Origin of the sequence: Flintibacter sp. P01028 (assembly GCF_041925235.1) — a bacterium.
Lineage (GTDB): Bacteria > Bacillota > Clostridia > Oscillospirales > Oscillospiraceae > Lawsonibacter > Lawsonibacter aceti.
This window is the reverse complement of the sequence record NZ_JBHEVC010000003.1, coordinates 244,887-258,696: the sequence shown is the minus strand read 5'-3', so window position 1 is coordinate 258,696 and position 13,810 is coordinate 244,887. Positions and strand designations below refer to the sequence as shown.

The window sequence follows — 13,810 nt, the reverse complement described above, 5'->3', positions numbered from 1 at the left end:
AGCCGGTCCGGCTGTTCATACCAGGGCGGTGTATAGCGCCCCCACCACCAGCGCGGGGAGCAGGTTGGCGACCTTAAACTTGTTGCCGAAGGCAAGATTGACGCCTACACAGAAGATGAGGATAGAGCCCAGAAAGGACAGATTGTCCACCACAGCGGGGCTGAACACCGGAGCCAGAAGTCCGGCGCACAGAGTGACTGTGCCCTGGAGCGCACCTACGGGCAGAGCTGAAAAGACAGCCCCCTTGCCGTAGGTGGAGGAGAAGATCATGACGATGATCAGGTCGAGGACGGATTTGGTGAACAGGGTGGAGGGGTCTCCGGTCATGCCGTCCTGGATGGAGCCTACGATGGCCATAGCCCCGACACAGACCGTGAGAGAAGCGGTGACGAAGCCCTGGATGAACTGACTATCCTCCCCACGGGAGGCCTTCTCCTTCAGCCAGCCCCCCAGCCGCTCCATCCGGCCATCCAGATCCAGCCACTCACCCAGCAGAGAGCCGGCGGCGAGGGCCAGTATCATGCCCAGAGTGCCCCTGGTGTCCAGCCCAGTGAGTACCCCGTCCCGGACCGACAGCATCCCGTTCAGGGCGCCAGCTCCACCGATGAAAATGATGCACAGGCCCATGGCCTGGATCACAGCCTGCTGATAGCGGGCCTTGAGTCCTCCCTTCAGGACCAGGCCGGCACAGCCTCCCGCCAGAATGGCCAGAACATTGACCACAGTACCAATCCCCGCCAAAGACGATCCCTCCCAGCCGGGGCCGATGTGGCCCCGCGCGACTGGATTTATTATAGTGCTTCGACGGAAAATGTCAAAGGAAAAGAATTTGCATTAGGTAGGATGATATGATACAATTAATAAAAATTCGGCCCAGGGCCAAGAGGAGGAATATTTTATGAAAATCGTAGTATTGGACGGCTATACGGAAAACCCCGGTGACCTGAGCTGGGACGAGCTGGGAAAGCTGGGCGAGCTCACTGTCTATGACCGTAGCAGCCTCACTGATGAGGACGAGGCTATCGCCCGCATCGGCGACGCCGAGGTGGTCTTTACCAATAAGACTCCCATTACCAAAAAGGTTATCGACGCCTGCCCCAACATGAAGATGATCAGTATGCTGGCCACCGGCTACAATGTGGTGGACTATGTTTATGCCAGGGAAAAGGGCATTCCCGTCACCAACGTGCCCACCTACGGTACCGCCTCCGTCAGCCAGTTCTCCATCGCCCTGCTGCTGGAGATCTGCCACCACATCGGCCACCATGACGCCTCCGTCCATGCCGGCAACTGGGCCAACTGTGTAGACTGGTGCTACTGGGACTATCCCCTGATCGAACTGGAGGGCAAGACCATCGGTATCATCGGCTTTGGCCGCATCGGTCAGGCTGAGGGCCGGATCGCCAAGGCCCTTGGTATGAACGTGGTGGCTTATGACCTGTATCCCAACGACTCCGGCCGGGCCATCGCCGAGTATGTGGACCTGGATACCCTGTATGCCAGGGCCGATGTCATTTCCCTGCACTGCAACCTGACGCCCGAGAACACCGGCATGATCAACAAGGACTCCATCGCCAAGATGAAGGACGGCGTCATTCTGATCAACAATGCCCGTGGCCAGCTCATCCACGAGCAGGATGTGGCCGACGCCCTGAACTCCGGCAAGATGGGAGCCGCCGGCCTGGACGTGGTGTACACCGAGCCCATCCGTGCCGACAACCCTCTCCTGAAGGCCAAGAACTGCATCATCACCCCACACATCTCCTGGGCCCCCAAGGAGAGCCGCCAGCGCATCATGGATACCGCGGTGGAGAACGTCAAGGCCTATCTGGCCGGCGCCCCCATCAACGTGGTCAACCGCTGAAAAACTGGAAAACAGCAGCAGAGCCGCCCATGAAAACATGGGCGGCTCTTTTGCGTTCAGGGCACGTTTTCCCTCCATACTGAAGCGGCCGACCGGGCCAGCTGAATCAACCCCTCGGCCAGCGTCCGGCGGGTCCCGTCCCGGTCGTCCGCCAGAGAGCGCAGGGCGGCCTGGAGGTTCCTGGGCTGAAGCAGGTCGGCGGTGGTGCTGGCCTCTCCGGCGGACAGCAGCTGAAAGAGGGAGTCCACGAACTGACTCCGCTCCTGGGGGGACAGACCGGCCAGCCAGCCCTTAATAGCCTGGTCGGCCATCCGGCTGCCGGGAGTGATCTCTTCCGCCTGGACGAAGGAGCCCCCCTCCACCTCCCAGGAGTAAGGGTCGTGCTGGAGCAGGCCGATTTGGCGGCTCCGCACCACGGTATGGGGCTCGTCGTGTTCCAACAGCAGTCCCACCACTGAGGACTGGGGAATGAAGGTGTGCAGCCGGGTCAGCAGCTCCTGGTAGCCCGGACTGTCCAGCACCAACCGGGTGAAGCCGGGGCCGTCGTTGTTGTAGATGGCCAGGATCCGGTCCCGTACTTTGATCCGGGCCAGGGCGCCGGCAAAGACAGCCAGATTGCCTCCCTTGGAGTGGCCGCCCAGCCGGAGGGAGCCAGGAAAGAGAGAGGCAAACCGCTCCACATAGTCCAGGGCCGCCTGTTGGGCGGGGACAGCGTCCAGGAAGCTCATGCTGAAGTCCTCCTTCCAGCCCACTAGGGTGGCGTCGGTGCCCCGGAAGGAAAGAAAGGCGGAGCCATCCTCCAACAGAACGGCGATGGCGGCGAACTGCATCTCCTCCTCCGGAACAAAGCGGTCCTGAGCGAAGGCCAATCCCAGGGGAGAAAAGCGGCGGCATCGGGCCAGAGCGGCCAGTAGCTTTCGGTCCGAAGGGCATCGGACACGGCCTCGCCGCCCCTCTGGCAGGGCCAGATAGGTTTCCGCCGCCTTTCCAAGAGAGATAGGACCGCGCAGGTCTGGAGGGACCAGGTTGTCGAAGTGGACATAGGACAGGATGGACAGAATCAGGCCGTCCACCGGGTTGAAGGGGGCCTGGCTCATGGGGATATCTCCCCGCCAGGCCAGGTAGTCGAACAGATCGGACAAAGGTTTCAGGCTCCTTTCCGGGGAAAACGGCGTCCTCCAGCCCCCTTTCCCGCATATCCCCGCCCACCACCGCATAGGATGGACCAACAAGAGGCGGGGAGTGTTGTTTTTGAAAGGAAACATGGAGGAGCGGGCCCAGCGCCTAGCTCTTTACATCATAGAGAACCGGGCCACGGTCCGTACCGCCGCACAGAAGTTTGGAATCAGCAAGAGCACCGTACATAAGGACCTGGCCGAGCGGCTGCCTGTATTCAACAGGACACTCTACCTCCAGGTCAAGGGAGTCCTGGAGGAGAACAAGGCCGAGCGGCACATTCGGGGAGGGATCGCCACCCGGAAGAAATACAAAGGGGCCTGAGAACGGACAGTGGATCGGGGACGCCACCGGGCGGCCCCGATTGCTTTTTGCTTCCTCCTATGATATCATATGCCTGAATGTGAATCTTGAAGGGGGACAAGGCCCATGAGCTACGCAGACCAGATATTCATCCAGAATTGCAGGGAGATCCTATCCCATGGGGTGTGGGATACGGACCGGGAGGTGCGCCCCCGATGGCAGGACGGCACGCCCGCCCACACCGTCAAGCTGTTCGGCGTGGTCAACCGTTACGACTTACGGAAGGAATTTCCCATTCTGACGGTCCGGAAGCAGTTCCTGAAGTCAGCGGTGGATGAGCTGCTGTGGATCTGGCAGAAGAAATCCAACAACATCCATGAGCTGAACAGCCATGTGTGGGACGCATGGGCAGACGAAAATGGCTCAATCGGCAAGGCATACGGCTATCAGCTGGGGGTGAAGCACCACTACCCCCAGGGGGATATGGACCAGGTGGACAAGGTGCTGTGGGACCTAAAGCACGATCCCGCCTCCCGCCGCATCATGACCAACCTGTATAACCACCACGACCTTTCCGAGATGGCCCTCTACCCCTGCGCTTACTCTATGACCTTCAATGTGTCGGGCCGCACCCTCAATGGGATCTTGAATCAGCGCAGCCAGGATATGCTCACCGCCAACGGCTGGAACGTGATGCAGTATGCCGTTCTCCTGCACATGCTGGCCCAGGTATCCGGACTGGAGGCGGGGGAACTGATCCACGTCATCGCGGACGCCCACATCTATGACCGTCATGTGCCCGTAGTGGAGGAGCTGCTGGAGCGGGAGCCCTATGAGGCCCCCCGGTTTATCCTGGAGCCCTCCGTCACAGACTTTTACAGCTTTACCCCCTCCAGTGTGAGGCTGGAGGGTTATCAGGCCCATGCCCTGGATCAAAAGATCCCGGTAGCCGTATAGAGGTGGATCTGCTATGGAACTGATTGTGGCGGTGGACCAGAACTGGGCCATTGGGCGGGGAGGGGATCAGCTGATCTACATCTCCCAGGACCTCAAGCGATTCAAAACGTTGACCACTGGGCACCCGGTAATCTTGGGCCGAAAGACCCTGGACACCTTTCCCGGCGGCCGCCCCCTAAAGGGACGCAGGAACCTGATTCTGTCCCGCAGCCCCGGCTTCGCCCCGGAGGGGGCGGAGGTGTATCCCGACATGGACGCCCTGCTGGCCGCGGCGCCGGAGGATAGCTTTGTAATCGGCGGCGCTTCGGTGTACCGGGCCCTCCTGGACCAATGTTCCACCGCCTATGTGACGAAAATAGAAGCTGCCTTCCCGGCGGCTGACTGCTGGTTCCCCGACCTGGATAGCCGTCCGGAGTGGAGGATATCAGAGGAGAGCGAATCCCAGGAGGAAGATGGAGTCAAGTTCCGGTATGTGACTTATCGAAAGGAGGAATGACGACCATGAAAAAACTGATTGCGGCCGGGCTGGCCTGTGCTCTGACACTGACTGTGGGGGGCACTGTGTTTGCGCACCATCAAGGCCGGACGGAAATATCCGCCCCCTGGATCCACTGTGATGGGGACGGCGACGGCCTATACGGTCGCTGTGCTGGCCGGCGGAATATGAACTTCACAGATGAGGATGGGGATGGTGTCTGTGACAACTGGATAGGCTGTCAGACGCCCGGCCGGGGCGAACACCACGTCAGCGGCCGTCATCACCATGGGTAAGTAAAAAGATTCCGGTACCAGCGGTACCGGAATCTTTTTACAGTCCTAGTGTCATACCCTCCTGGCCGGACAGTCCGTCTTTGGCCAGCATCCGCTCCAGCACCTCTACATCGGCGGTGATGTCCATGGCGTCCCCCTGGAAGAGGAGATCCAGCTGCTTTTCAAAGCCATCCACCACCTTATCCATCATACCCTCTATGCGTTCCATGGCGGCAGCAATGTTCTCTCCGGATATCTCCTGGTCCTCCAACTGTCCATAGGCCCGGAGGATCTTCAGGGTGGTGGGCAGGTAATAGCTCAAAAAGCTATGGAGTTGGGGAGAACTCTCCGGATGGGATTTCTGATAGTCCAGGATTTTGGCGGTGATGACCCCGATCCGGTCGATCTGGGCAGACAGCTTCTCGTTGTCCACGGCCTCGTTGACTGCCCGTATCTCTGTCAGAATGGCGTTCTCCTCCTGGTGGAGGGGCTGGGAGGGAGCCTCCTCCTTGGGCTGGGAATCGGACAGCCCATCAGCACTGAGGACCAGCCGGTCCCCACCATAATCCAAAAAGCCTTGGGGCAGGATCCCCTCCCCCAGCATATCGGCCAGATCGTCCCGGACCCGGCGGGGAGGCAGCCCGGAAGCGGAAGCCAGGGTGGATATGGCGATGGACTGCCGGGTCCCAATGACAGCCAAGTAATTGCGGTAGCGTCGAGCCTCCTTGTTTTTTCGTACGCCGGCCCATAGGCAGCCGAGGCCGCCGCAGGCGAAACACAGGGGAACGAGGATGCCTGACAGATACCAGCTAATATCAGGAAGCATCCACAGATTTTCTACCCCGTTGATTAGAGTGATCATTCCAAAGCAGATGGCCAGAGCGCCGCCTACCTGAGTCAGCCGTTTGCCGTCCTTAGCCAGTTTAGACAGCAGGTCCTGCTGGGCCTTAGATTTTTTTCTTCCCTTTCCCTTGGATGTGGACGGCTCCTCTTGGAACGTGGTCGTTCTAGCCCCCACAGGGGCGGCCTGGTCACGCTGGGTGTAATAGGGGTGCCGGCCGCGCTTTCCCCTGCCCATCAGCTTGAGTACGATCATCAGAATCGCCACGGGAGCGGCGACTCCAGTGAACAGCAGTACGGCGGCAATCGCCCAATAGGCCATATCCCCCGATCTCTCATTTCCCTTGTTGGTGTTTGCCACAGTCAGTCCCCCCAGCGGATGCTTATATCTTTATCATATCAGGTCTTTCCCAAAATGGAATTTAAATTTTCTTAAAAATCAATGAATGGGTCCAGCGCTACTATCATACAGCAGCGGCGCATAAAAGTAAATGGCAGACGCTTTTTTTCCTAACAAGGGAAAAAGGTGCAGAAAAAGGCATCAGGTTGTAACTGTTCTGTAATTGTATCAGGCAAGTTTGGGTGATATAATAAGCGCAGTTGGCTTTTTGCCCAGATAGAAAATAGAGGGAGGCCCTGTCACAATAAGGGCTTCCTTGGAGGGATAGCATGGAAGGCGAGCGCGTGATGAAGGCGCCGGAGAATGGAAAAAAGAAAACGTGGCTTATCGTGACAGGCGTAGTTCTGGGTGCGTTGCTGATGGCATATCTGGGGCTGTGCGCCTGGGTGGGAACGATGGACCGGATCTTTCCCAACACGACCATCGCCGGTCTGGATGTGTCCGGCATGACCGTGGAGCAGGCTCGGAAGGCGCTGGATCAGGCCATGGCGGAGCATGGAGATGAGATTGCCGGGACTATCACCTACGGGGAGTGGCGGGGCACCATCACCGCCTCCCAGATGAACTATGACTGGTCCGCCTCGGCGCAGGCGGCCTATACAGACGGCAGAGATCACTTTCTGACCCAGGGAGGGCAGTACGCCGCCAGACTTTTGGGCAAACAGTGGTCGGTGGAAACCAGAAGTATGGAAACAACAGAACTGGAGCGCCTGCTGGACCAGATGGAACAGGATCTGGACGGTGATGTGACCAGAGCCGCCTGGCGTCTGGAGGGGGACCGTTTGGTGATGACCAAGGGCCGCACCGGGGTGAGCTTGGACCGGGAGTCTGCCCGGGAGGGAGCTTTTTCCGCGCTGGAGGAGGCGATGGAGCAGAAGCTGGGTGGCGGCCAAGAGGGGAACGCGGAGGTGGAGCGGCAGCTTTACCCCGAGGAGATACCTCCCCAGGAACCCGACTTTGATGAGATTTATACTCAGTTCCATACCGAGCCGGTCAGTGCCCAGATGGACCCGGATACCTTTCAGATCACCGACCATGTGGTGGGGGTGGACTTTGACGTGGATGCCCTGAAGGCCGCCTATGAGGGGGCCGCGGAGGGGGAGACCTTCTCTATCCCCGTTACCTTGACCCAACCCAAGGAGACTAAGGCGAGCCTGGAAGAAAAGCTGTTTCAGGACCTGCTGGGGGAGGGAACCACCAGGGTGACTGGCTCGGCCAACCGCAAGTTCAACGTCAAGCTGTCCGCCGAAGCCTGCAATAACGTGATCCTCCTACCTGGACAGGAGTTCTCCTACAACAATACCACCGGCAGCCGTACGCCGGAAAAGGGCTATAAAAACGCCCCCACCTACCAGGCCGGAAAGTCGGTGGACGACATCGGCGGAGGCATCTGCCAGACCTCCTCCACCATTTACTATGCCGTTCTTCATACCCCGCTGGAGGTCGTGGAGCGGCACGACCATCAGTTCAATACTGGTTATGTGGATCTGGGCATGGACGCCACGGTATATTTTGGTTCTCTGGACTTCCGGTTCAAAAACAATACCGAGTACCCCGTCAAGATCGTGACCAGCAGCTATGACTCCAACGGGAGCCGGTATTTGAATGTGAAGATCTATGGTACCAACCCCGATGGCATCTACGCCATCCCCAAGAGCAGCGTCTTTGACAAAGTGGCGCCCACCACCAAGTATGAGCCAGACCCCAGTGTTCCAAAGGGTACCCTGGTGCTGGATAAGGAGCAGTACGCTTACACCGGCTGGAGCGCCCACACTTATCGATATATTTACGACAAAGACGGCAATCTGTTGGAGAAGCAGGATATGGGGAGCAGCAAATACAGTATGCGCCCCAACCTGTATCACTATAACCCGGCCGACGGCGACCCCAGCACCTGGCCAGACGGCAAGCCGCCGCAGCCCGGCACTGACCCTGGGACAGAGGTTCCTGTGGACTCCAGTACGGAGACCGGAGGGACAGCAGGCCCCGGCACAGAGGGCGGAGCCGTCCCCGGTACCGGAGAAGGGGAGGCTGGGACGGACCAGCCCGCACAGGACCAGCCGGCATCTGAGCAGACGGACGCCGGCGAGAGCGACCAAACCCAGACGGAGGGAGTGAGTGGTGGAGAGCGGCCCTCCAGCCAGGGTGAGGAGGCATCCTCTGGCCAGAATACGGAGGCGGCGACCTGACAGACAGAGAGGAAGAGGACGATGTTCCAAGGATTTTCCCAGGGTGCCATCGATTTTCTGTGGGGCATCCGTTTCAACAACGAGCGAGGTTGGTTTTTAGCCCACAAGGAGGAATTCCTGACTCTGGTGGACGCCCCCATGCGGGAGCTGGCCGCTCAGGTGAGTCAGGCCATGACGGAAGAATTCCCCAAGCTTGGACTGGAGCTGAAGGTGAGCCGTATCTACCGGGATGCCCGGCGGCTCTTTGGCCGCGGGCCCTATAAGGACCACCTTTGGTTTTCCCTGCGCCGCCGGAACGAGAACGAGGGGGCGGAGCCCAGCTTCTACTTTGAGATCGCCCCGGAGTATTACAGCTATGGCATGGGAGCCTGGGATTTGCCTCCGGTAACCATGGCCAAGCTCCGGGCCCGCATCGACCGGGACCCAAAACCTCTGGAGAAGCTGGCCCGAAGGCTGGAGAGGCAGGGGGAATTTGCGCTGGAGGGCCGGCAGTATAAGCGGCCCAAGGGGGACCCGGGAAAGCTTCTGTTTCCTTGGTATAACAGTCGTCAGCTGGTCATCTCCAGCGACCACAACTGTGAGGGCCCCCTGTTCGGCCCTGAACTGGCGGACCAGGTGCTGGAGGGGTTTCGATTTCTGGTGCCCTATTACCAGTATCTCCAGACATTGGCCGGGGACGCGCCTCCGCCTGAGATCTGAATACAGAGAAAAAGCGCTCCGGCCTCGGCTTGGGGCGCTTTTTGCAGGATGGGGGTTTAAGACTTGTGCTGTAGAGCTGACGGCACAGAAAATTTTGAAAATTTCTCACAAATACTATTGACAATAGAGTGGAGATGTGGTACATTATAGCCAGAAAGGATGAGTCCAATGTATTAAGAAAGTCCCCGCACCTGATGCTGTGATGCAAGGCCGAGAAGCATAAAAATCAGAAAGAGGAGAACCAGAAGAACATTTGAGGAAAGTCCCATATGCCAATGACATCGGACAGAAAGAATCTTCTCGGAGCGGAAACACCAGCACAGGGACATACCACAGAGCAAGGTCAGGTATATGTTCCGCCGCAAGATGCCTCACATATGAGGAAGAGCCGCAGAAGCGGCCACAATGATTTGGGAGAGATACAAGGACCGGGACCGGCGAGATGTGGTATGGCGATTCTGTAGAAAGAGAGGTAAACAATTGATGTTAGATAACAAGAACCACCAGAAATGACCCTTGGCTGCAACGGATTACGAAACGGGCAGTCAAGGGTCATTTCTTTTTCAAAGAGCACCGTGGACAGGCGGGGAGCTGGAGGTGTGGAGCCAAAGGGCTCTTTTTTTATGCCCATTTTGAAAAAGAGAAAGCCCGCCGTTTTCAGGCGGGCTTTGTTTCTGGAGAGATCAGCGGTTTTTGAAGGAGGTGAGCTTCTCCTTATTGACGAAGGCGCGCATGGCGTCCTTCTGGTCCTCGGTGGCAAAGCAGAGGCCGAAAGCCTCGCTCTCATAGGCGGCGCCGGTGTAAATATCGGTCTGGAGCCCCCGGCGGATGGCGGCCTTGGACTGGCGGACGGCTACCTGGGCGTTGGATGCAATGGCGTTGGCCAGCTCCAGAGCCTTGTCCATCAGCTCATCGGGGGGATAGACATGGCTCACCAGGCCCAACTCCTTGGCCTCGGCGGCGCCGATGGTCCTGGCGGTGAGGATCAGCTCCATAGCGTTGGAGATGCCCACGATCCGGGCCAGACGCTGGGTTCCCCCAAAGCCAGGGGTGATCCCAAGACCTACCTCCGGCTGGCCAAACTTGGCCTTTTCACTGGCGAGGCGGATGTCGCAGGCCATGGACAGCTCACACCCGCCTCCAAGAGCAAAGCCGTTGACGGCCGCAATGGTGGGCTTGGTCAGAGTTTCCAGCTTTAGAAAGACCCCATTGCCGTAAGCGCCGAATTTCTTGGCCTCCACGGAAGTGAGGGTGGACATCTGGCCGATGTCCGCGCCGGCTACGAAGGAGCGGCCGGCTCCGGTGACGATGGCCACCAGAATATCCTCACGCTCCTCTACCTGGTCCAGGACGGCGTCCAGATCCCGAAGTACCTGCTCATTCAGCGCATTGAGGGCATCGGGCCGGTTCATGGTGATGATGCCCACGGGGCCCTTCTGCTCAAGGGTGACAAAAGACATAGCTTGTTTCCTCCTTGTTTTTGTTCCGTGTTAAGGATCATTTTGCCTGTTTTCTTGTATTATAGCCTATCCTGAACAGAACAGCAAGGGAAAAGTGGCGTCATGACCGGACTGCCGCGTGAAGCAGGGACCAGAAGGACCAGATTACACCTACTACAGTCAGCGCCACCCAGAAAACTACCATGATCTGGCTCATATCGCCGATGAAATAGGCGCTTCTACCCACCAGCTGGGGGCCAAAACAGGCCGCCATCCAGATACCCCAGATGATCCAGCCACCCTTGGCACCGTAGCGCTGCATGATTGCGCCGATAATGAGGCCGCAGGATAGAGCAAAGACCAGAATGGCGGGCCACCACCACCAGTTCAGGGTGAAGTCCTCGATAAATAGAGTGCTCTCCCAGGCGGGGTCCACGGGAGCGCGTAGACTGGGCTCGGGCATAGGGGGGATGCCCTCCAGGGACAGCCCCGGCAGGCCGGTCAGTTTCAGCCACAGTACCGGGGACACCATATGCTCCAGTGCGGTGAGCAGAGCGGCCATGCCCATGGAGCAGACACCCATGAATAGGCTCCTCCCCAGCTCCATCCCCAGGGCTCGGCGGCGGGTCTGGCCAAAGCGGATGGCCTGTTCAAAGCTCACCCCCATAGCCGCTACCGTTACAACCAGAGCCATAATACCCGCCACGATGGGAAGTACGGTCCCGGAGATCATGATGCCGCTGTTCTCAGCGGAGAGGAGCAGGACCGCGGCTATCACGCCCTGGATCAACACAAATAGTCCGGTTACCACGCCCAGACACAGAAACAGGTCGTCCAGGTTGAGCCGTATCACTTTTTTCAGCATCCCGATCACCTCACTGCAAAACGGAAAATCTGCCGCCATATAACGACTTCACCAATGGCCAGCGTCGCTAACATTCCGATGGTCAGAATGGCGGGCAGGCTGCCCCACATACCGCTCCAGGCGCTGCCCATCAGAAAGGACCAGGCGTCCAGATCGGCCATGAGGGCCAGAAGGATGGAGCCCATGAGCAGGGCGATGACGGACACGGAGAGGATGACGGCGCCCCAGACCTTGGACTTGGCGGACACCAGCCCGCCCAGACAGCCCAGCACCAATATGGTCAAACATACTAGAGGGAACACCCACAGCGTCCCTCCGTAAAAGGCCCGGATCAAAGTCCAACGGCCCTCCTCAATCCAGCCGCCCAACTGGGGCAGAGCAGCCAGCAGGACTTGCGCGGCCCAGCAGAACCCGGTGTACACGACCAGCACTCCCTGCACGGCCCAGAAGAAGTCCCGCCGCCGGGCCCCAAAGGACAGCCCCAGATTCAGGTTGCTGGTGCACAGGGAAAAGGCGAAAAGGAATAGGACGAACAGGGTGACCAGGGGAAAGGCGCCATAGTAGGTAGCGAACAGATTGCTCGCCCCACCGGGCACCCCGGTGGCGTAGCAGCCCACTACTACAAGGACGGCGAAGCCCAGCAGGCAGGCCAGATTGATCCAGGCGAACTGGAAGAGAAAGCGAAAGGATTTCAACATTGGTGTCCCTCCTCACTGGGTGTCCCCATGTCCGCACAGGGCCACAAACACGTTCTGAAGGTTCATGGGGGACACATCTACATCGGCCTTGAGGGCGTCCTGGAGCTTAACTCCGCTCCCCCGGACGGCTGCGGTCTTGTGCCGGCCCATCTGATGGGTGGACAGCACCTCCAACCCGGCGCATACCTGATCTACCACATCCTCATGGCCGGAGATGTAGCGGAACTGGCCCACCAGCTCCTCGGTGGGGCAGTTTTCCAGGATACGGCCCTCATCCAGGATGATGACCCGCTCAAAGACGGAGGCGGCCTCCTCGATGATGTGAGTGGACACCAGGAAGGTCCGTCCGGTCTGGGCGAAATCGTCCAGCAGAAGCTGGTAAAACCGCTCCCGCATCACCACATCCAGTCCCGCCGCCGGCTCATCCAGGATGGTGATGGGAGACCGGCTGGCCAGGGCGATGAGGATGGTCACCATGGACATCTGCCCCTTGGAGAGCTGACAGATCTTCTTTTTCTCGTCCAGCTTAAATTCCTCTAATAGCCGCTGGGCGTATTCCCTATCCCAACCGGGGTAGTAGATGGCCGCAGAGCGGAGATAGTGGCGGATTTTCAGATTGTTCTGCCCGGAGAACAGGGTGGGCTGCAGCTCGCGGGAGAAGCAGATGTTGTCCAGTGCCGCCTGGTTTTCCCAGACGGGCTGTCCGTCGTAGGTCACCTCGCCCCGGTCCTTGGTGTTCTGGGCGGTGAGGATGCCCAGCAGAGTGGTCTTGCCCGCCCCGTTCCGGCCGATCAGGCCATAGATCTTGCCTGGTTCTATTGTCAGGTCCAGATTATGGAGTACCTCTTTGTCCTTATAGGATTTATACAGACCCTGAGCCTTTAAAATTCCGGTCAGCATGATTGCTCTCCCTCCTTGATCGCACGGTCCACCATAGACAGCAGTTCCTCTCCGGTCAGAGAGATAGCGGTTCCCTCTTTGACCAGCGGTTTCACAAATCCGTCGTAAAAGGCGGCCTTCCTTTTTTGTTTCACAGTATCACCTGCTCCTGGGGATACGAACATACCGATCCCTCTTTTTTTGTATAAGATCCCATCGGCCACCAGCATATTGATACCCTTGGCCGCCGTGGCTGGGTTGATGTTATAGCCCCGTGCCAGCTCATTGGTGGAGGGCACCTGCTCCTCCTCCTGGTAGATCCCCCGTAAGATGTCGTCCTCCAGCATCCGGGCGATCTGTAGATAGATCAGGGACTGATCGTTCAGGATTCCATGCACATGATCACCTCCATAATTGTTTCCTCCGCGCGGCGGAGAGCATCCAGGAGCCGTTACAGCAAAATGCTATAGACCGCAACGATGAAATAGCGCAACAGGCGATACCGCCCCTCTACTTTTTGTGCTCTTTTATCCAGACGTTGATTTTTCCATGAGATAGTGCCCCTCTTCTGGACCTTAGGCTCCCATACGCTTTCTGTTCGTTTGTTAATTACTTGTGTAATTAACCATATCACCGATGAGGAGAAAAGTCAAGACCTTTTTGTACATAAAAAAGAGACAGGGGAGGGGGGCGGCTTCCTCACCCTTTGGGCCGCCGCGGCATAGTCTGGGGTACAGATTCGTTGATACGG

The 13,810-nt window shown here is 58.4% G+C and carries 15 protein-coding genes; 7 read left to right on the top strand and 8 right to left on the bottom strand.

Annotated features, from left to right (window positions below; genetic code table 11):
* Positions 1-15 precede the first annotated feature (15 nt).
* Positions 16-741 (bottom strand): DUF554 domain-containing protein, encoded by a 726-nt coding sequence (locus ACEVJK_RS08035; protein WP_262670164.1) that lies wholly within the window; start codon positions 739-741, stop codon positions 16-18.
* Positions 742-898: 157 nt separating this feature from the next.
* Between ACEVJK_RS08035 and ACEVJK_RS08030 the strand changes: the two genes are divergently transcribed.
* Complete coding sequence (locus tag ACEVJK_RS08030; protein WP_374740347.1) at positions 899-1,864, top strand: D-2-hydroxyacid dehydrogenase; 966 nt, start codon at positions 899-901, stop codon at positions 1,862-1,864.
* A 56-nt stretch (positions 1,865-1,920) separates the two neighbouring features.
* On the opposite strand, the gene ACEVJK_RS08025 is transcribed toward ACEVJK_RS08030, so the two are convergent.
* Positions 1,921-3,006, bottom strand: a complete 1,086-nt coding sequence (locus tag ACEVJK_RS08025) for a DUF2974 domain-containing protein (protein ID WP_374740346.1) — start codon at positions 3,004-3,006, stop codon at positions 1,921-1,923.
* Positions 3,007-3,115: 109 nt separating this feature from the next.
* Here ACEVJK_RS08025 and ACEVJK_RS08020 point away from each other — a divergent pair, with 109 nt between their 5' ends.
* From ACEVJK_RS08020 to ACEVJK_RS08005, 4 genes are all read left to right on the top strand, one after another.
* Positions 3,116-3,364 (top strand): sporulation transcriptional regulator SpoIIID, encoded by a 249-nt coding sequence (locus ACEVJK_RS08020; protein WP_147573246.1) that lies wholly within the window; start codon positions 3,116-3,118, stop codon positions 3,362-3,364.
* 105 nt (positions 3,365-3,469) lie between these two features.
* Entirely contained in the window at positions 3,470-4,300 is an 831-nt protein-coding gene (thyA, locus tag ACEVJK_RS08015) for a thymidylate synthase (protein ID WP_340406175.1), read from the top strand.
* Positions 4,301-4,313: 13 nt separating this feature from the next.
* The gene (locus ACEVJK_RS08010; protein WP_147573249.1) at positions 4,314-4,796 is read left to right on the top strand and encodes a dihydrofolate reductase; all 483 of its coding nucleotides are present in this window, start codon (positions 4,314-4,316) and stop codon (positions 4,794-4,796) included.
* 5 nt (positions 4,797-4,801) lie between these two features.
* Positions 4,802-5,071 (top strand): hypothetical protein, encoded by a 270-nt coding sequence (locus ACEVJK_RS08005; RefSeq protein ID WP_186851851.1) that lies wholly within the window; start codon positions 4,802-4,804, stop codon positions 5,069-5,071.
* A gap of 37 nt (positions 5,072-5,108) precedes the next feature.
* Here ACEVJK_RS08005 and ACEVJK_RS08000 read toward each other — a convergent pair whose 3' ends face one another.
* Positions 5,109-6,251: a 5-bromo-4-chloroindolyl phosphate hydrolysis family protein gene (locus ACEVJK_RS08000; protein WP_186851852.1), complete on the bottom strand. Its 1,143-nt coding sequence runs from the start codon at positions 6,249-6,251 to the stop codon at positions 5,109-5,111.
* A gap of 308 nt (positions 6,252-6,559) precedes the next feature.
* Between ACEVJK_RS08000 and ACEVJK_RS07995 the strand changes: the two genes are divergently transcribed.
* Both ACEVJK_RS07995 and ACEVJK_RS07990 read left to right on the top strand, forming a co-directional pair.
* Positions 6,560-8,479 (top strand): VanW family protein, encoded by a 1,920-nt coding sequence (locus tag ACEVJK_RS07995; RefSeq protein ID WP_374740345.1) that lies wholly within the window; start codon positions 6,560-6,562, stop codon positions 8,477-8,479.
* A gap of 21 nt (positions 8,480-8,500) precedes the next feature.
* Positions 8,501-9,178, top strand: a complete 678-nt coding sequence (locus ACEVJK_RS07990; RefSeq protein ID WP_147573257.1) for a DUF2461 domain-containing protein — start codon at positions 8,501-8,503, stop codon at positions 9,176-9,178.
* A gap of 683 nt (positions 9,179-9,861) precedes the next feature.
* Here ACEVJK_RS07990 and ACEVJK_RS07985 read toward each other — a convergent pair.
* The 5 genes from ACEVJK_RS07985 to ACEVJK_RS07965 all read right to left on the bottom strand — a co-directional run bounded on the left by ACEVJK_RS07985 (position 9,862) and on the right by ACEVJK_RS07965 (position 13,457).
* Positions 9,862-10,638 carry an enoyl-CoA hydratase-related protein gene (locus ACEVJK_RS07985; protein WP_147573259.1) on the bottom strand — a complete coding sequence of 259 codons (777 nt, stop codon included), beginning with the start codon at positions 10,636-10,638 and terminating at the stop codon, positions 9,862-9,864.
* A 100-nt stretch (positions 10,639-10,738) separates the two neighbouring features.
* Entirely contained in the window at positions 10,739-11,482 is a 744-nt protein-coding gene (locus tag ACEVJK_RS07980; protein WP_374740344.1) for a hypothetical protein, read from the bottom strand.
* Positions 11,483-11,487: 5 nt separating this feature from the next.
* Complete coding sequence (locus ACEVJK_RS07975) at positions 11,488-12,180, bottom strand: hypothetical protein (RefSeq protein WP_374740343.1); 693 nt, start codon at positions 12,178-12,180, stop codon at positions 11,488-11,490.
* Positions 12,181-12,192: 12 nt separating this feature from the next.
* Positions 12,193-13,080 (bottom strand): ABC transporter ATP-binding protein, encoded by an 888-nt coding sequence (locus ACEVJK_RS07970; protein ID WP_147573265.1) that lies wholly within the window; start codon positions 13,078-13,080, stop codon positions 12,193-12,195.
* Positions 13,074-13,457, bottom strand: a complete 384-nt coding sequence (locus tag ACEVJK_RS07965) for a GntR family transcriptional regulator (protein WP_147573267.1) — start codon at positions 13,455-13,457, stop codon at positions 13,074-13,076. Before ACEVJK_RS07965 ends, ACEVJK_RS07970 begins: the two co-directional genes overlap by 7 nt.
* Positions 13,458-13,810 lie beyond the last annotated feature (353 nt).

Excerpts from the sequence above, each read along its gene's own strand:
- ACEVJK_RS08030 (WP_374740347.1), top strand. The coding sequence starts at position 899 with ATGAAAATCGTAGTATTGGACGGCTATACGGAAAACCCCGGTGACCTG.
- thyA (WP_340406175.1), top strand. The coding sequence starts at position 3,470 with ATGAGCTACGCAGACCAGATATTCATCCAGAATTGCAGGGAGATCCTA.
- ACEVJK_RS08010 (WP_147573249.1), top strand. The coding sequence starts at position 4,314 with ATGGAACTGATTGTGGCGGTGGACCAGAACTGGGCCATTGGGCGGGGA.
- ACEVJK_RS08005 (WP_186851851.1), top strand. The coding sequence starts at position 4,802 with ATGAAAAAACTGATTGCGGCCGGGCTGGCCTGTGCTCTGACACTGACT.
- ACEVJK_RS07995 (WP_374740345.1), top strand. The coding sequence starts at position 6,560 with ATGGAAGGCGAGCGCGTGATGAAGGCGCCGGAGAATGGAAAAAAGAAA.
- ACEVJK_RS07990 (WP_147573257.1), top strand. The coding sequence starts at position 8,501 with ATGTTCCAAGGATTTTCCCAGGGTGCCATCGATTTTCTGTGGGGCATC.
- ACEVJK_RS07985 (WP_147573259.1), bottom strand. The coding sequence starts at position 10,638 with ATGTCTTTTGTCACCCTTGAGCAGAAGGGCCCCGTGGGCATCATCACC.
- ACEVJK_RS07980 (WP_374740344.1), bottom strand. The coding sequence starts at position 11,482 with ATGCTGAAAAAAGTGATACGGCTCAACCTGGACGACCTGTTTCTGTGT.
- ACEVJK_RS07975 (WP_374740343.1), bottom strand. The coding sequence starts at position 12,180 with ATGTTGAAATCCTTTCGCTTTCTCTTCCAGTTCGCCTGGATCAATCTG.
- ACEVJK_RS07970 (WP_147573265.1), bottom strand. The coding sequence starts at position 13,080 with ATGCTGACCGGAATTTTAAAGGCTCAGGGTCTGTATAAATCCTATAAG.